The sequence below is a fragment of the Roseobacter sp. HKCCA2468 genome, assembly GCF_037805105.1.
Classification (GTDB): domain Bacteria; phylum Pseudomonadota; class Alphaproteobacteria; order Rhodobacterales; family Rhodobacteraceae; genus M30B80.
Map to the genome: position 1 here is coordinate 821,837 of NZ_JBBLYN010000001.1, position 15,969 is coordinate 837,805.

The 15,969-nt window shown below is 56.8% G+C and carries 16 protein-coding genes; 7 read left to right on the top strand and 9 right to left on the bottom strand.

Annotation, left to right across the window (positions count from 1 at the left end; all coding sequences use genetic code 11):
* Positions 1-19: 19 nt before the first annotated feature.
* The 3 genes from AAC620_RS04120 to AAC620_RS04130 form a co-directional block, all read right to left on the bottom strand.
* Positions 20-556 carry a pseudouridine synthase gene (locus AAC620_RS04120; protein WP_317654346.1) on the bottom strand — a complete coding sequence of 179 codons (537 nt, stop codon included), beginning with the start codon at positions 554-556 and terminating at the stop codon, positions 20-22.
* A gap of 56 nt (positions 557-612) precedes the next feature.
* A complete protein-coding gene (gene polA / locus AAC620_RS04125; protein WP_340242912.1) occupies positions 613-3,426 on the bottom strand; it encodes a DNA polymerase I in 2,814 nt (937 codons plus the stop codon).
* Positions 3,427-3,507: 81 nt separating this feature from the next.
* On the bottom strand, positions 3,508-3,693 hold the full coding sequence (locus tag AAC620_RS04130; protein WP_317654344.1) for a zinc-finger domain-containing protein: 186 nt from the start codon (positions 3,691-3,693) through the stop codon (positions 3,508-3,510).
* 127 nt (positions 3,694-3,820) lie between these two features.
* On the opposite strand from AAC620_RS04130, the gene AAC620_RS04135 reads away from it, so the two are divergent.
* Positions 3,821-4,756 (top strand): ABC transporter ATP-binding protein, encoded by a 936-nt coding sequence (locus tag AAC620_RS04135; protein ID WP_317654343.1) that lies wholly within the window; start codon positions 3,821-3,823, stop codon positions 4,754-4,756.
* Here the strand turns inward: AAC620_RS04135 and AAC620_RS04140 are convergent.
* Both AAC620_RS04140 and AAC620_RS04145 read right to left on the bottom strand, forming a co-directional pair.
* Positions 4,748-5,134 carry a histidine triad nucleotide-binding protein gene (locus AAC620_RS04140; protein WP_317654342.1) on the bottom strand — a complete coding sequence of 129 codons (387 nt, stop codon included), beginning with the start codon at positions 5,132-5,134 and terminating at the stop codon, positions 4,748-4,750. The genes AAC620_RS04135 and AAC620_RS04140 overlap by 9 nt on opposite strands.
* 39 nt (positions 5,135-5,173) lie before the next feature.
* The gene (locus AAC620_RS04145) at positions 5,174-6,751 is read right to left on the bottom strand and encodes a DUF5928 domain-containing protein (RefSeq protein WP_317654341.1); all 1,578 of its coding nucleotides are present in this window, start codon (positions 6,749-6,751) and stop codon (positions 5,174-5,176) included.
* 145 nt (positions 6,752-6,896) lie between these two features.
* Between AAC620_RS04145 and AAC620_RS04150 the strand changes: the two genes are divergently transcribed.
* Positions 6,897-7,715, top strand: coding sequence for a sulfotransferase family protein (locus AAC620_RS04150; protein ID WP_317654340.1), 819 nt, complete (start codon positions 6,897-6,899; stop codon positions 7,713-7,715).
* Here AAC620_RS04150 and AAC620_RS04155 read toward each other — a convergent pair whose 3' ends face one another.
* Entirely contained in the window at positions 7,716-8,711 is a 996-nt protein-coding gene (locus AAC620_RS04155; RefSeq protein WP_317654339.1) for an adenosine kinase, read from the bottom strand.
* Positions 8,708-9,352 (bottom strand): endonuclease III, encoded by a 645-nt coding sequence (gene nth, locus AAC620_RS04160; protein ID WP_317655773.1) that lies wholly within the window; start codon positions 9,350-9,352, stop codon positions 8,708-8,710. The genes AAC620_RS04155 and nth overlap by 4 nt, the downstream gene beginning before the upstream one ends.
* Positions 9,353-9,489: 137 nt before the next feature.
* Here nth and AAC620_RS04165 point away from each other — a divergent pair, with 137 nt between their 5' ends.
* The 5 genes from AAC620_RS04165 (at position 9,490) to AAC620_RS04185 (ending at position 14,022) form a co-directional block, all read left to right on the top strand.
* On the top strand, positions 9,490-10,338 hold the full coding sequence (locus AAC620_RS04165; protein ID WP_340242913.1) for a bifunctional helix-turn-helix domain-containing protein/methylated-DNA--[protein]-cysteine S-methyltransferase: 849 nt from the start codon (positions 9,490-9,492) through the stop codon (positions 10,336-10,338).
* Between the two features lie 121 nt (positions 10,339-10,459).
* Positions 10,460-11,131: an OmpA family protein gene (locus AAC620_RS04170; protein ID WP_317654337.1), complete on the top strand. Its 672-nt coding sequence runs from the start codon at positions 10,460-10,462 to the stop codon at positions 11,129-11,131.
* A 70-nt stretch (positions 11,132-11,201) separates the two neighbouring features.
* Positions 11,202-11,969: a FadR/GntR family transcriptional regulator gene (locus AAC620_RS04175; RefSeq protein WP_317654336.1), complete on the top strand. Its 768-nt coding sequence runs from the start codon at positions 11,202-11,204 to the stop codon at positions 11,967-11,969.
* Positions 11,923-12,768, top strand: a complete 846-nt coding sequence (gene pcaD / locus AAC620_RS04180; RefSeq protein WP_317654335.1) for a 3-oxoadipate enol-lactonase — start codon at positions 11,923-11,925, stop codon at positions 12,766-12,768. The genes AAC620_RS04175 and pcaD overlap by 47 nt, the downstream gene beginning before the upstream one ends.
* A 36-nt stretch (positions 12,769-12,804) precedes the next feature.
* Positions 12,805-14,022, top strand: a complete 1,218-nt coding sequence (locus tag AAC620_RS04185) for a TCR/Tet family MFS transporter (RefSeq protein ID WP_317654334.1) — start codon at positions 12,805-12,807, stop codon at positions 14,020-14,022.
* Here the strand turns inward: AAC620_RS04185 and AAC620_RS04190 are convergent.
* Together AAC620_RS04190 and AAC620_RS04195 are read right to left on the bottom strand one after the other, a co-directional pair.
* Positions 14,011-14,982, bottom strand: coding sequence for a threonine ammonia-lyase (locus tag AAC620_RS04190; protein WP_317654333.1), 972 nt, complete (start codon positions 14,980-14,982; stop codon positions 14,011-14,013). The genes AAC620_RS04185 and AAC620_RS04190 overlap by 12 nt on opposite strands.
* Complete coding sequence (locus AAC620_RS04195) at positions 14,979-15,821, bottom strand: alpha/beta fold hydrolase (RefSeq protein WP_340242914.1); 843 nt, start codon at positions 15,819-15,821, stop codon at positions 14,979-14,981. Before AAC620_RS04195 ends, AAC620_RS04190 begins: the two co-directional genes overlap by 4 nt.
* Positions 15,822-15,969 lie beyond the last annotated feature (148 nt).

Below are 15,969 nucleotides of genomic sequence, written 5' to 3' on the forward strand. Positions count from 1 at the left end.
GAAAGCCTTGCGCGCCTTTTTATTTGGGCAATTCAATCTCGCGCCATGCGGCAGGGGGCAGGTCACCCAAAACCCAATCCCCGATTTGCCACCGAACAAGCCGCAAAACAGGCAAACCCACATGGGCGCACATCCGCCGCACTTGGCGGTTGCGTCCCTCGGTAATGGTGAGGCGCAGCCAATGATCTGGCACAGTTTGACGAAAACGCACAGGCGGCACACGCGGCCAGAGCCAGTCAGGCTCGGCCACCTGCGCAACCTCGGCAGGGCGTGTTGGCCCATCTTTTAGAGTAATCCCTGCGCGCAATGCGGCAACGGCATCGGGGTTTGGCGCGCCCTCTACCATCGCATAATAGGTCTTTGGCAATTTGGCGGCAGGGCTTGTGATCTGCGCTTGCAATCGGCCATCATTGGTCAACAGCAACAGCCCTTCGCTGTCGCGATCCAACCGCCCCGCAGGATAAAGGCCAGGCAGATCCAAATAATCAGAAAGCCCCCGCCAATGACCATCGGGCGAAAATTGGCTGAGGACATCCATGGGCTTGTTAAAAGCCACAAGCCGCCTTGGCCCCTCAAACGTCTTGCGGGGGCGCGGCCGATTTGTGCGCCGCCTCAATGCGCCTCCGCCCAATTTTTACCCTGCCCTGCATCCACGACCAACGGCACAGATAGATGCAAAACGGGGCTTGCCGCGCTTTCCATAACATCGCGGGCGCGGGCAATCAGGGCGTCCACCGCGCCCTCATCCACCTCAAAGACCAATTCATCATGCACCTGCAACAACATGGTTGCAGGCAAATCTGCGATTGCCTGATCCATGCGGATCATCGCGCGGCGGATAATATCGGCCGCGGTGCCTTGGATGGGCGCGTTGATGGCCGCGCGCTGCGCAAAGCCTGCGGCGGGGCCTTTCGCCTCGATATCGGGTGTATGAATTTTACGGCCAAACAAGGTTTGCACATAGCGGTGCGATTTGGCGAATTCCTTGGTCGCGGTCATATAATCACGGATGCCCGGGAAACGCTCAAAATAGCGGTCGATAAACCCTTGCGCCTCGGCGCGTGGGATCCGCAAATTGCGCGCAAGACCAAAGCCAGAAATGCCATAAATGACCCCAAAATTGATTGCCTTGGCCTGACGGCGAATGTCAGAGGTCATTTGATCCAGTGGGATGCCGAACATTTCAGATGCGGTTGCAGCGTGAATGTCTTGCCCTTCGCGGAAGGCCTGTTTCAATGCATCAATCCCCGCAATCTCGGCCAAAATGCGCAATTCGATTTGGCTATAATCCAAACTGACCAAAACGCGCCCCTCAGGGGCCACAAAGGCCTCGCGGATGCGGCGACCTTCTTCGCTGCGGATAGGAATATTTTGCAGGTTCGGATCGGTTGAGGCCAGACGGCCCGTATTCGCGCCCGCAATGACGTAGGAGGTATGCACGCGGCCCGTCTCGGGGTTGATATGATCTTGCAACGCATCGGTATAGGTCGATTTCAGCTTGGCAATCTGGCGCCAATCCAACAGGCGCGCAGGCAATTCGTGACCTGCGGCGGCGAGATCCTCGAGGATATCCGCCCCCGTGGAATAGGCCCCCGTCTTACCCTTTTTGCCCCCTTCAAGGCCCATCTTGTCGAACAAGATTTCACCAAGCTGTTTGGGGCTCGCCAGATTAAACGCCTCGCCCGCCAATTCATGCGCTTCAGCCTCGAGCGCCGCCATTTTCTGCGCAAAGGCGTTTGACATACGGCTCAGCACATCGCGGTCAACGCAGACCCCTGCCATTTCCATACGCGCCAAAACGGGCACAAGTGGGCGTTCTAGCGTTTCATAAACCCGTGTCACCTGGACCTGATGCAACTGAGGCTTGAACACCTGCCACAGGCGCAAGGTGATATCGGCATCCTCCGCCGCATAGGGGGCTGCATCCTCAATCTTGACCAAGTCAAAGGTGATTGCGGCCTTGCCCGCCCCAAGCAGGGTTTTAATCGGGATCGGTTCATGATCGAGATAGCGCGCAGAGAGCGCATCCATCCCATGCCCGTGCAACCCGCCATGCAGCGCATAGGACATCAACATCGTGTCATCAATTGGCGCGACCTTGATCCCGTATCGGGCCAAGATTTTCGCGTCATATTTCATATTTTGCCCGATTTTGACAATGGCCTCATCCTCGAACACGGGGCGCAATGCATCTAGGGCTGTGACAAGCGGCATTTGCCCCTCGACCAATGCGGCGCTGCCAAAGAGATCATCCCCGCCCGCGCGGTGTTGCAGCGGGATATAACAGGCGCGCCCTGCCTTTGTGGCCAAGGACACGCCAACCAATTCGGCGCGCATTTCATCTAGGGCGGTTGTCTCGGTATCAATCGCAATGAACCCTTGCGCGCGCGCCGCCTCAAGCCACGGGGTGAGGGCCTCAAGCGTTGTGATTGTCTCATACTGGCCATGATCAAAGGCAGGGAATTCTGGTGTGGCAGGGGCCGCCCCGCCCGAAGGCGCAGGGGCCGCGGCGCTCGTCTGAATTTCAGGGGCCTCAACCCCCAAATGATCCGCGACACGCTTGGTCAGGCTGCGAAACTCCATCGCGGCCAGAAATTGCATCAGCGTCTCTGGTTCGGGGTCTTTAACCTCTAAATCGTCAAGGGTGATCTCAAGCGGCACTTGATCATCAAGACTGACCAATTGCCGCGACAATCGAATTTGATCGGCAAATTCAATCAGCGCCTCCCGCCGCTTGGGCTGTTTGATTTCCTCGGCCCGCGCCAGAAGCGTGTCCAAATCGCCATATTCATTAATCAAAAGCGCGGCTGTTTTAATGCCGATGCCAGGCGCGCCGGGAATATTGTCAACACTATCCCCCGCCAAGGATTGCACATCAATCACCCGCTCAGGCCCGACCCCAAATTTTGCAAAAACACCTTCGGCATCAATGCGCGCATTTTTCATCGCATCGAACATCTCGACCCCACCGCCGACAAGCTGCATCAGGTCTTTATCCGATGAGATAATCGTGCAGCGCCCCCCTGCCTCGCGCGCTTGCCGCGCAAGGGTGGCGATGATGTCATCCGCCTCGTATCCCTCCAACTCCAGACAGGCGAGGTTGAACGCTCGCGTGGCCTCGCGGGTCAGCGGCATTTGCGGGCGCAAATCCTCGGGCATAGCATCACGATTGGCTTTGTAGAGATCGTATAGATCATTGCGGAACGTGTGGCTGCCTTTGTCAAACACCACCGCCGCATGGGTCGGCCCGTCAGAGCCGCCATTCTCAACAATCATTTTCAAAAGCATATTGCAAAAGCCCGACACCGCCCCGATGGGCAGGCCATCGGATTTGCGCGTCAGCGGCGGCAGCGCGTGATAGGCCCGAAAAATAAAGGCCGAGCCATCAACGAGATGAAGGTGGCACCCTTTGCTAAATCCGCTCATATTCACACCGCGCTTGTTTCTGGGGTCTTGCTTCCCCTGTTCTAGCGCAGCATCAGGCGGGATGCGACCCGAAAGCGGTGCTTAGGACTTGGCCTTTTTGGCGGCGCTTTCGTGAATGAACATTTTGTCACAATAGCCACATTCGACACGGCCCGATTCATGCGGAATGGACAGCCACACCCGTGGATGACCCAAGGCCCCCTGCCCGCCATCGCAGGCCACACGCCATTGGCTGACAATCTCGGTTTCTGGGGCGTCCATGGTCATTGAGCCGTTCCTCCTGTCCTGTCTGTCTGCGCGCGATGCGCGCGGGCTGCTTGCCCTAGCCGTAGCATAGGCTTACATCTGCCTCATATCGCAGTTTGCCTCTCATCGGGCAAGAGGAGACAGGACAATGCCACGCGAAAACGCCATCGAGTTGCGCAATTTGCGCAAGACCTACGCGGCCAGTGCGCGCAGCCCTGCCAAAGAGGCGCTGAAGGGCGTTGATCTCGACATTCCGCGCGGGTCTATTTTTGGGCTTTTAGGGCCAAATGGCGCGGGCAAATCCACGATGATCAATATTTTGGCGGGGCTTGTGACCAAGACCTCAGGCCAAGTGACAATTTGGGGGTTTGATCAGGACAAAAACCCGCGCCAATCGCGCGCCTCTATCGGGGTGATGCCCCAAGAATTGAACATCGACCCGTTTTTCACCCCCCGCGCGGCATTGGATGTGCAGGCAGGGTTATATGGAATGCCAAAATCGCAACGCGATGTTGAGGGGGTTTTGCGCCTCATTGGGCTTGAGGATAAGGCCGAAGCCTATGCCCGCACCCTATCAGGTGGGATGCGGCGCAGATTGCTGCTTGGCAAAGCATTGATCCATAACCCCCATGTGCTGGTCTTGGATGAACCAACCGCAGGGGTCGATATTGAATTGCGTCAAATGTTATGGGCCAATGTGCGCCGCCTGAATGAAGAGCGCGGCATGACCATCATTCTCACCACCCATTACCTCGAAGAAGCCGAGGAGATGTGCGATGAAATCGCCATCATCAACCATGGCGCGGTGATCGCACGCGACCGCACCGAAAACTTACTGGCGCAGATGGATCAAAAAAGCCTTGTGATCTTGCCAGAAGGGCCAAGCGATGCTGTCACCGCCCCGCAAGGCGTAACACTTGAGCGGCGCAGCGATGGCGCATTGGTCTTTAGCTATAGCCGCGCCAAAACTAGCCCTGCCGCGATTTTAGACAGTCTGCGGGTTGCGGGCGTGGGCATTCGTGACGTGAAAACCCAAGAACCCGATTTGCAGGATGTCTTTGTCTCGCTCACGCAATCAGCCTGAGCGCTGCGCCAACAAGGGCCCTAAAGCCGCCCCACCCAAAAGATGCAGGTGATAATGCGGCACTTCTTGTCCACCATGATCGCCCGCGTTAGAGATGACGCGATAGCCCTGCCCGCCTTCAGCCAAGGACAGGCCAAGCTCTTTGCACAGCCGCCCCGTTAGGCGCACAAAATCCAAGATTTCCGCGTCTGACGCGTTTTGTGCAAAATCATCATAGGTCACATAGGCCCCTTTCGGGATCACCAGAATATGGGTCGGCGCCTGTGGCCCGATATCGTGAAAGGCCAAACAATGATCAGTCTCAGCGACCGTGTTGTTTGGAATTTCCCCGCGCAGGATTTTGGCAAAGATATTCTGCGGATCGTACTCATGCGGCATGTGTTGCGGCCCCCTTTTGGCATTGGCGTTTGGCAGGGGTTAGTCGTCAAACAAATGCGGCGTGTTCAACAGCCCCTGCGCCCGTTCCTGCGATATGGTGAAGAATTGCGCAAGCGCCTGCAAGTTCTCATCGCTGTTGCGTGATTGGCGGATGATGTAATGCGGATCAAACCCTGCCTCCAAAAGCTGAATTTCTTGGTGTTGGAATTCATAGCGCAAAACGGGCAGCATCCGATCCATCACCTCCTGCGGGGCATCGGCACTGGCCAGACCCACGCGATAGGCATGACCGCGCAGGTAATCATCGTCAAAATCGCATTTGATCTCCAAAATGGCGGACTTCGCACGGTCATTCATCACATCCCTAATCCATTCGATATTATTGGGATCAAGACAGATGATCAGGCGGTCGGACTGGTAATAATCAAATAACATCCGCAACAAGGCGCGCCTGTGGCGATTGCGCTTTTTTAAGGTGCGCTCAATGCCGCCCAAATGCGGCAAGCCGCAATCTTCCTCGTCATAGAGATATTCCACGGCGGGAATGCCAAGCGTGTCTTTGGCGCTGTGCAGCAGTCGTTTGGCCACATGCCATTTCTTGCACACGATCATCAGAACCTCGCGCCCCTGCCCGATGGAGCCATCCCGTTCCCAGAACCGCGGCGCAAAGCGTTGCCCGATCCGCCCCCGTTCACGCAAGAATTTATAAAGCCGCCGCCCCCCATGCGAGATCACAAAATTCGTCTCGCCTGAGGCCCAGAGTTTCGACAAAGCCTCGCGCAGAAACGATGCTTCGGCACTGATTTTTCGGGCAAAAATATAATCCTGCGCCAAAAGCATCTGCAAATGGTCGTTATAAAACGTGGCGGGCATCCCGTAATCTGAGAACATCAAAAAGGTCAAAGTGCGCCGCTCAATCTCGCGATCTGGGACAAGATGATTGACCAAGGTTTGAAAGAACGTCTCGTCAGGGATCCATGTATATTTGAAGAACCGCATCACATCGGGGCGGGCTGCGCAAAACCCAAGGATTTTTTCGATTGTATCACGGCGCAAACACCACCATTGCGACCCGATCATCACATCCAAATCACGCGGAATTCTGCGCTTTAGACGCAATGCCCGTTGCAGGCGTAACGCCGCATAAAACAGAGGCTTGCTTTCGCGCTCATTGAAGAAATGGCGATAATAAAGCCGCTCCTCCTTGATGCCTGTTTGAATCCAACCTGATTTGAAGAAATCAAAGCTTTCGATGAAATCCTTGTTTTGTGCGGCAAGGAAATTGCGCGCATAGGCAGCAGATTTGATGGCCATGCAATCGCCCGACACCATATAAAAATGCGTGGCTTTGGGAAAGGCAGACACCGCCGCGTGCACCGCATTTAGCGTGGCGCGCACAAGGCTCCATTCCCCCCAACCGCATTTGACACGCTTTTGCGCAAAGGCCACAGAAGGATTGCCTGCGAAACGCGTGGTCAGCGCCGTGTAATCCGCGGCATCTGCATTGGCGTCAAAATGCACCGCCACATAGTCCCCAGTCGCCGTCAGACCCTCGATTTGCTCGATGATCTGCTTGGGGTTCTTGTGACATAGTAGAATGAAAGCGATGCGCACCATAGCGGGCCTGCCCTGCCGTCTCTTCTTTTTTCTTCTATATATTGTTAATACCTAAATTATATTGAATAAATAGCCCAAGTTGGATTTCAAGCCACGGGCGCAGAGAAAAGCCAAAGAATAGGGCGTAAAGTTCGAGGAAGAGATTATGGGTTTCCCAGGCACATGGATGACGGAAAGCGGGTCAATGATTTATCGGGTTGTGCCCAAATGCGCCTGCTCAAGCATCGGCCAAATCATGTTTTACTCAGATCATGGCCGCTTTTTTGATGGGGACATCCATGATGCAGGCGAAGGGTTGCACAAATGGGCGCAAGAGCATTCTCAGCCCATCATCGAGGCGGGCGTGACAGCGCAAAACACCCTGACCTTCACCTGTGTGCGCAACCCCTATACCCGCATTCTTTCCAGTTTCTTTGACAAAATTTGCGGCATCCAACGCAATGGCAATCGGTATCGCGGCAATCTCGTGCCGCAAGTCATGCAGCGCTACGGGGTCGAGGTGGGCGGTGATGATGGCAAACAAGAGTTCGACCAAATCGCCAGTTTCCGCCGATTTTTACTGTTTGCGCGCGACACGATCCGTTTTCGCAAACCCATGGAACCTGACATTCATTGGTCAGCCATGTCAGGTCACATCTCAACCCTGATTGCCAATGGCGGACGTTACAACCAGATTTTCTGGACAGAGCATTTCGATCAAGGAATGCAGCAGGTTCTGGACGCTGTAGAAACACCTGTTTCAGTCAATCTGGCGGATGTGCCGCGCTTTAACGAATCCGAAGGGCACGGCCCCAAGCGCGCCCATCCTGTTGAGGATTATTTTGACGATCTGTCGATGCATCTGGTCTATGAAATCTACAAACGGGATTTTCAGTTGTTCAAATATGACTTTGAAAACCCCGCCAATAAGATGCCCATTGGCGAGATTGATCTAGACGAGGTGCACGCCAAACTGGGCGATTGATCAGATCAAGTTTTGATCAGCGAATACCGCACGCAGGCTGCGCTTGGGGCGCGGGCCGATTTGGGCGATCACCTCTGCCGCCGCAGCCACACCCATCTCGCCTGCGCGCACAATGCCAACATCCATCGCCATCCCGCCCAAGAACCCCGCGGCGAATTGGTCGCCCGCCCCTGTTGCATCCACAGGGGTGACGGGGGTTACGGCAACTTCGTAACGCGTGCCTTGGTGAATGATCTTCACCGCTTCGCCCGAATGGGTGCAGACAATCAGCCCACAAGCCCCTGCTGCCTCAGCCAAGGCCGCGTCAAGATCGCTGGTCTGATAGAGCGACAGCCATTCTTCATGGTTGCCAATGGTGAAATCCATACCTTGCGCAATCAGATTGCGAAAATCATCGCGGTGCCTGTCCACACAAAACGGATCAGAGAGGGTGATCCCAACTTTGCCTCCGCCCGCGCGGCAGGCCTGACCTGCAAGGGTAAAGGCGGACTTGCCTTCGGGCTTGTCATAGAGATAGCCCTCCAAAAACATCCAGCGCGCGGCTTTGGCAGTGTCGACATCCACATCTGCCTCGTTAAAATCAGCGCCTGCGCCAAGATATGTATTCATCGAGCGCTCACCATCTGGTGAGACAAAAATCATCGAGCGCGATGTAGGCGGCAAATCCGTGTCCGCCACGGGCGGGTTGGGAAAATCACTGCCATCGGCACGCATGCCATCTGCGTAAAATCGGCCCAACTCATCGTCTTTGACCTTACCCAAAAACGCAGTTTTCAGTCCCAAACTGGCCGCACCTGCGATTGTATTGGCCACCGATCCGCCAGCGGTCTGCACACGATCCGTCATCGCGGCATAAAGCGTCTCAGCGCGATCCTTATCGATCAATTGCATAATGCCCTTGTCAATTCCCATGTCAGCCAAAAACGCGTCATTGCCATGTGCAATCACATCAACAATGGCATTCCCGATGCCGACCAGATCATAGGTTTTGCTCATTGGGTTTTTTCCTCGAATTGACACAAGTCTTTGATGGGGCAGGCCCCGCATTTGGGTTTGCGCGCCACGCAGATATAGCGACCATGCAAGATCAGCCAGTGATGGGCATGCAGCTGGTATGGGGCGGGGACATGATCCTCAATCGCGCGCTCAACCGCATCCACCGACTTGCCAACGGCAATGCCCGTTCGATTGCCCACGCGGAAAATATGCGTATCCACCGCCTGCGCGGGCTGCCGCCACCACATGTTCAAGACCACATTCGCGGTTTTGCGCCCTACCCCTGGCAACGCCTGAAGCGCGGCGCGCGAGGCAGGCACGACACCATCATATTCTTCGACCAAGATTTGCGCCATCTTGATCACATTCTTGGCCTTGTTGCGATAAAGCCCGATGGTCTTGATATGTTCAATCAGACCCGCTTCGCCCAGCTCCAGCATTTTCTGCGGGGTATCCGCGATCTGAAAGAGCTTTGCAGTGGCGCGGTTCACGCCTGCATCTGTGGCCTGTGCAGACAGGGCAACAGCCACTAAAAGCGTGTAGACATTGACATGGTTCAGCTCTCCCTTGGGTTCAGGTTCAGCCGCCTCAAAGCGGGAAAAGATTTCGACAAGGGTGCTGTAATCCAATTGGCGTGCCATGGCCTCTTGTGGCGATTGGGGCGCGCGGGCGCAAGCCCTGTTGAAGGGCTTTTGCGCAAGTTTCGGGTCGCGCGGCACCAAAGCCTCGCGTAGGTTTAGCATAGGCACAACAGAGCACATAGGGACGAAGGCGCGCGATGAAGACCACCGAAAGTGAAACCGAGTATCACTATGGCGTCATTGCCCGCGCCATCGCCCTTATTGATGAAAACCCTGCTGCGGCCAGTAACCTTGACCATCTGGCCGCGAAAATCGGCCTGAGCCCTGCGCATTTGCAGCGAGTTTTTTCGCGCTATGCGGGCATCTCACCCAAACGCTATGCGCAATTCCTGACGCTTGGCCATGCAAAATCGCTTTTGACCACGCGCCACAGCACGCTTGAAACAGCCGTGCTGACGGGGCTTTCTGGCACGGGCAGGCTTTATGACTTATTCCTGCGATGGGAGGCCATGGCCCCAGGTGACTATGCCAAAGGCGGCGCAGGCCTGACCCTGCGCTACGGATGGTTTGACAGCGCCTTTGGCCCCGCTTTGATCGTTGCATCAGATCGCGGGATTTGCGGGCTTGGCTTTGCCGCCGAGATCGGGGAAGCGGCCTGTTTGGCGGATATGGCAAGACGTTGGCCCAAAGCCGATTTGCAGCATGACCAAGCGGCCATCGCCCCATGGGCCAATGCCGCCCTAAGCGCCAAGGGCGAGGCGTCTTTGCACCTAATAGGCGCCCCGTTTCAGATTAAGGTATGGGAGGCGCTGATGAATGTGCCCGCAGGCCATGTCACCACCTATTCCGAAATTGCAGGGGCCATTGGCGCGCCAAAGGCGGTCAGGGCGGTTGGCACGGCGGTGGGACGCAATCCCATCTCGCTGCTTATTCCCTGCCATCGGGCCTTGCGCAAATCGGGCGAGATGGGGGGCTATCATTGGGGCCTGCCCGTCAAACGCGCGATGTTGGCATGGGAAACCGCCGCCTTTGAGGCGCAGGGATAAACCTCACGCGCCTCTCACGTCTGCGCGAGGCTTTGCCGATGAGAGGCTTGCCCGCTTTCTTTTGTGTCCAGGCAAAGCTATGATGAGCGCACGAGCAAATAACCAAGAAAGAAGGTGTTCCATGGCGCAACAGACTGCAGGCCTGCGCGTGAAATCTCTGGGCGCATTGAGCGCGATTGCCCTTGTGTTGAGTGGCTGTGTCCAAAGCACCGCCGCTGATCCAAACGCCAACCGCACCCGTGACGGGGCGATTGTAGGCGCGATGTTGGGCGGCTTTCTTGGCGCGACCCGTGACGGAGAAAACAGCCGCCGCGATACCGTGATCGGTGCGGCAGCGGGGGCAGCAATTGGTGCAGGGATTGGGTCCATGCTGGATCGCCAAGCGGCTGATCTGCGGGCGCAGATGGATAATGAAAACATCATGATCCAGAACACGGGCGAGGAATTGATTGTCACCTTACCCGAGGGCATCTTGTTCGACACTGACAGCGCCGCCATTCGGGCCATGCTGCAATCGGATTTGCGGGCCTTGGCGCAGAACCTTCAAACCTATCCAGACACGACTGTCGATGTGATCGGTCACACCGATAATACGGGGTCGTCTGGCTATAATATGGATCTGTCCTCGCGCCGTGCGAGCGCGGTTGCGGGTGTCTTGCTTGAAGAGGGGGTTGCCCCTTGGCGCGTGCGCAGTTTTGGCCATGGCGAAACTGAACCTGTCGCTTCGAACCTGACCCCCGAGGGACGGCAGCAAAACCGCCGCGTGGAAATCTTTATTCGCCCGAGCACCTGATAAGTCGCTAATTCCTTGCCCCACGCCCTGTCTGGTCATATAAATTGACCAATCAGGGAGGGGCGCGCGGATGCCATTTCAACGGATCGAAGCCGAAAAACTGTCGCATTCTGTGCAGCGCCAGATAGAAATGCTGATTTTGCGCGGCATATTGCGCCCTGGAGAGAGGCTGCCATCTGAGCGGGAATTGTCAGAACGGCTTGGGGTGTCGCGCCCCTCGCTGCGCGAAGCGATTGCCGATTTGCAAGATCGCGGCCTTCTGGCAACCCGCGCAGGCGCAGGGATTTATGTCGCCGATGTCTTGGGGTCTGCGTTCTCACCTGCCCTGATCCGTCTGTTTGGCAGCCACCCAGAAGCGGTGTTTGACTATGTGGCCTTCCGCCGAGATATGGAGGCTTTGGCCGCAGAACGCGCCGCACAATTTGCCTCGGACACCGACCTCAAAGTGATCGATACCGTATTTCGCAAAATGGAAGCTGCCCATTCCAAGCGCAATCCTGCGGATGAGGCCGATCTTGATGCCCAATTTCATATGGCGATCATTGAAGCCAGTCACAATGTCATCATGCTCCATATGATGCGCTCCATGTTTGATCTGCTGCGCGAAGGTGTGTTTTACAACCGCTCAGTCATGTTCAAGCAACGCACAACGCGCGATTTGCTGCTCGATCATCACCGCGCGATCAATGATGCAATCCAAGCCCGCGATGGCGAGGCGGCGCGGGCCGCCATCCGCCACCATCTGACCTATGTCGAGGAAGATTTGCATCGGCAACAAAAGGCCGAAGCCAATGAGCAAATCGCCAAATTACGCTATGACCATGAACGCGAAAGATAACACCGCCTTCGATTTGACCCTGAACGGGGTGCGCCATCATGTTGAACGATGGGGCGGTGAGCAGGCCCCCGCGCTTGTGCTGTGTCACGGCTTGGGGTGCAGCACGCGCCTTTGGGATGGGGTGATTCCGCATTTGCCCGAAGGTTTGCAGATCATCGCCTATGATATGCGCGGCCATGGCCAGAGCGATATTCCAGACGGCCCCTATTCCATGGGGATGCTGATCCGCGATGCTGAGGCGTTGTTGGACGAATTGGGGCTTTCTGAGGTGATGTTCTTAGGTCTGTCCCTTGGGGGGATGGTGGCGCAAGGATTGGCGGCAAAGCGGCTTGACCTCATCCGCGCGCTCATCCTGTCGAACACAGCCACCAAAATCGGCACGCGCGAGATGTGGCAGTCCCGCATTGCCACAATCGCCAAGGGCGGCATGGCGGCCGCAGCCCCCGCCTTGATGGAGCGTTGGTTCACCCGCGCCTTTCGCGCCAGAGGGGGACACGCAGCCTTTGAGGAAGACCTGAAAAATGTCTCCCTGACAGGCTATCTCGCCGGGGCCGAGGCCATATCAGGCAGTGATTTTTACACCACCACCGCCGCTTTGCGCCTCCAGACCCTTGTCATTGCGGGGGCCGAAGATGGATCAACCCCGCCCGATCTGATGCGCGAGATGGCGGATCTCATCCACGGCGCGCGGTTTGAATTGATGCGCAATGCAGGACATTTGCCCCCTATCGAGGCGCCCGAAGATTATGCTGCCTTGATCACAGATTTCATTGCGGCCACAGGCCATCTGTCAACCTAGCTTGACAAGTCGCATTCACCCTCGCATGAGGGGTCTATGACAATGCGCCTGTCGCTCACCTTTATCATGATCACTGTGACGCTTGATGCCATGGGTATCGGGCTGATCTTGCCTGTCATGCCAGATCTTATTGAGGAAGTGCAGGGGATCACCCTCTCTGATGCCGCGATTTGGGGGGGCATCTTGTCGGCCTCTTATGCGGTGATGCAATTCATCTTTTCCCCCATCATTGGCAATCTGTCCGACCGATTTGGCCGCCGCCCCATTTTGCTGATCTCGCTTTTGGTGATGACGGTGGATTATCTGATCATGTCGCAAGCCAATTCGATTTGGTTGCTGTTCTTGGGGCGGATTATTGCAGGCATTGCCGCTGCAACCCATGCCACTGCCCTTGCCTATATGGCCGATATTTCCCCCGCTGAAAAACGCGCGCAGAATTTTGGGCTGATCTCGGCAGGGTTTGGGATGGGCTTTATTTTGGGCCCCGTTCTGGGCGGTATTTTGGGCGGGCTTGATCCGCGCGCGCCGTTTTATGCGGCAGCCCTTCTGGCTGGATTGAACCTGATCTTTGGGATGTTCGTAGCACCCGAAACGCTGCGGGCCGAAAATCGCCGCCCCTTCAAATGGGCACGGGCCAACCCTTTGGGCGGCATCATGGAAATTGGGTCGTTGCCAAATCTCGCGCCACTTTTGACCGTGATGTTGGCGTATCAAATTTCAAATTTCGTCTACCCCACGATCTGGGCCTATTACACCCAAGCCGCTTTTGGATGGGATACTGGCCTGATCGGGGCCTCATTGGCGGCCTATGGCGTGGCCATTGCTGTTACACAAGGCGCATTGATCCGACCTATCCTGTCCTATTTAGGCGAGGCGCGCGCGGTGCGATATGGCTTGATCCTGAATATTCTATCGCTTTGGGGTTATGGATTTGCGCCTGAGGCATGGATGGTTTGGGTGTTGATCCCGATCTCATCCGTGGGCGCGGTGGTGGCCCCTGCGATGCAGGCGCTGATGTCCCGCGCGGCAGGGGCAGATCAACAAGGGGCGTTGCAAGGCGTGCTTGCTTCCTGCTCCGCCTTGTCGATGATCATCTCACCCCTTGTCATGACCCAAGCCTTTTTCTGGTTCACCCGCGAAGGGGCCAATCTTTACCTGCCGGGCGCGGCCTTCTTGGTGTCAAGCCTGCTGATGGTGGCGTCCCTCTTGATCTTCATCAGCAAGGGACGCGGGATTAAGACCTCAGCCGCGTAAAATATCGGCGAAGAGATCAGGATCAACATTGCCCCCTGACAAGGTGACGATGGCCGTGTCGCCCTCCAACGCAGCCCCATGAAAGAGTGCGGCGGCCAAAGCCACCGCGCCGCCGGGTTCAACCACCAGTTTCAAATGCGCATAGGCAGCGCGCATGGCAGCGCGCACCTCATCATCACTGACCACGATCCCCGCCCCTGCCAGGCGGTTAAGGATGGGAAAGGTCAACTGCCCTGGCGCAGGGGTGACAATCGCATCACAAAGCCCTGCTTCTGGCCCCGTGTTGCGGCAAATCTCGCCCGCAGCCAGACTGCGGGCCGTGTCATCAAACCCTTCTGGCTCGACTGTGCGCAGGCGCATTTGTGGTGCATCCGCCTCAAGCGCCAAGGCAATCCCCGCAGAAAGCCCGCCACCCCCGCAACAGGCCAGAACCTCGGCCTGCTCGATACCTGCCTCGCGCGCCTGTTGGGCAATCTCAAGCCCGCAGGTGCCCTGCCCTGCAATCACATCTGCATTGTCAAAGGGTTTGATCAAAGGCAGGCCGCGCTCTTCTTGCAGGCGCGCACCGATCACATTTCGATCCTCCCCCCCTTTGCGGTCATAAAGGATCACCTCGGCCCCATAAAAGCGCGTATTGTCGATCTTGGCCTGTGGCGCATCGGCGGGCATGATGATGGTGGCCTGCACCCCATGCAGCGCGGCGGCATAGGCCACACCTTGCGCATGATTGCCCGATGAAAAGGCAAGCACCCCTTTGGCGCGCTCTGCAGCGGGTAAATTCGAGACGGCAGACCATGCCCCGCGAAACTTAAAACTGCCTGTCAGTTGCAAAACCTCGGCCTTGGCAAAAACCCTGCGCCCCGCGATGTCATCGAGGGCGGGCGCGGATAAGAGCGGGGTTTGACGCACATGGCCCTTGGCGCGGGCAGCAGCGGCACGGATTTGCGCGATATCGCTCATGCGATCTCCTTGAGAAATTGGGATATCACCGCCTGTGATGCGGGTTCATCGAGAAAGGGAACATGGCCGCGATCAGGTAGGTCAGCGTAAATCATATCGGGCCTGCGAGCGCGCATTTCATCGGCTACCTCGCGCGACAGGATATTTGACCCTGCCCCACGGATCAGCGCGAGGGGCAGCGCGGCCAAAGCATCGAAACAGGGCCAAAGATCAATGGGCTTGGCATCAGCGGCAAAGGCGGGCGCAACCGCCTCGCGCAGGCGCGGATCATAGCGCAGATGCAGTCCTGCCTCATCCTCGCGCCACAGCCGCGCCACATGGGCGTCCCATGTTTCAGAGGGCACGTTGCGAAAACTGGGGTGCAGATCAGGCATGGCCGCCGCCGCCTCGGCCAAACTGCGAAACTTGGGTCTGCGGCCAATATAACCCATGATCGCAGACAAGCCTTCGGGCATAATTTCGGGGCCAATATCGTTGAGGCAAACACCGCTGAGCCGTGCGCGCGCCGTAAGCCCCATAATCATCGCTACAATGCCGCCGCGCGAGGTGCCCAATATAGCCGCTTGCGCAAGTCCCAAATGATCCAGCAGGGTCACAACATCTTCGGCCTCTTGCAAAGGGGTGTAGGTGGCGGGATCCGCATAATCCGAGCCGCCCCGCCCCCGAAAATCAAGGCGAATGATGCACGCCTGATCGCGAAAATCGCGCACCACAAAATCAAAATCCTCACGATTGCGCGTCAGCCCCGCAAGACAGAGCAGAACAGGCCCCGCCCCGCCCGTGTCATCATAGGCAAGGCGCACCCCATCTTTGGCGGTCACATAGGCCGTTTCGCCCATCAGATACCCCCCTTTCGCGCATCTATTGGGTCAGAGTATCAGTCGCCTTCGCGCGCACAATCGCAAAATTCACCAACGGGGTTTCAATCTGAGGTAGAAACGCCTAAGTTGAGACAGAACCCAATACGGGCACCTGCAAAGATGCGGC

Excerpts from the sequence above, each read along its gene's own strand:
- AAC620_RS04175 (WP_317654336.1), top strand. The coding sequence starts at position 11,202 with ATGCCATTTCAACGGATCGAAGCCGAAAAACTGTCGCATTCTGTGCAG.
- AAC620_RS04145 (WP_317654341.1), bottom strand. The coding sequence starts at position 6,751 with ATGGTGCGCATCGCTTTCATTCTACTATGTCACAAGAACCCCAAGCAG.
- AAC620_RS04140 (WP_317654342.1), bottom strand. The coding sequence starts at position 5,134 with ATGCCGCATGAGTACGATCCGCAGAATATCTTTGCCAAAATCCTGCGC.
- AAC620_RS04135 (WP_317654343.1), top strand. The coding sequence starts at position 3,821 with ATGCCACGCGAAAACGCCATCGAGTTGCGCAATTTGCGCAAGACCTAC.
- AAC620_RS04165 (WP_340242913.1), top strand. The coding sequence starts at position 9,490 with ATGAAGACCACCGAAAGTGAAACCGAGTATCACTATGGCGTCATTGCC.
- pcaD (WP_317654335.1), top strand. The coding sequence starts at position 11,923 with ATGAGCAAATCGCCAAATTACGCTATGACCATGAACGCGAAAGATAAC.
- polA (WP_340242912.1), bottom strand. The coding sequence starts at position 3,426 with ATGAGCGGATTTAGCAAAGGGTGCCACCTTCATCTCGTTGATGGCTCG.
- AAC620_RS04195 (WP_340242914.1), bottom strand. The coding sequence starts at position 15,821 with ATGGGCGAAACGGCCTATGTGACCGCCAAAGATGGGGTGCGCCTTGCC.
- AAC620_RS04155 (WP_317654339.1), bottom strand. The coding sequence starts at position 8,711 with ATGAGCAAAACCTATGATCTGGTCGGCATCGGGAATGCCATTGTTGAT.
- AAC620_RS04170 (WP_317654337.1), top strand. The coding sequence starts at position 10,460 with ATGGCGCAACAGACTGCAGGCCTGCGCGTGAAATCTCTGGGCGCATTG.
- AAC620_RS04150 (WP_317654340.1), top strand. The coding sequence starts at position 6,897 with ATGGGTTTCCCAGGCACATGGATGACGGAAAGCGGGTCAATGATTTAT.
- AAC620_RS04190 (WP_317654333.1), bottom strand. The coding sequence starts at position 14,982 with ATGAGCGATATCGCGCAAATCCGTGCCGCTGCTGCCCGCGCCAAGGGC.
- nth (WP_317655773.1), bottom strand. The coding sequence starts at position 9,352 with ATGGCACGCCAATTGGATTACAGCACCCTTGTCGAAATCTTTTCCCGC.
- AAC620_RS04130 (WP_317654344.1), bottom strand. The coding sequence starts at position 3,693 with ATGACCATGGACGCCCCAGAAACCGAGATTGTCAGCCAATGGCGTGTG.
- AAC620_RS04185 (WP_317654334.1), top strand. The coding sequence starts at position 12,805 with ATGACAATGCGCCTGTCGCTCACCTTTATCATGATCACTGTGACGCTT.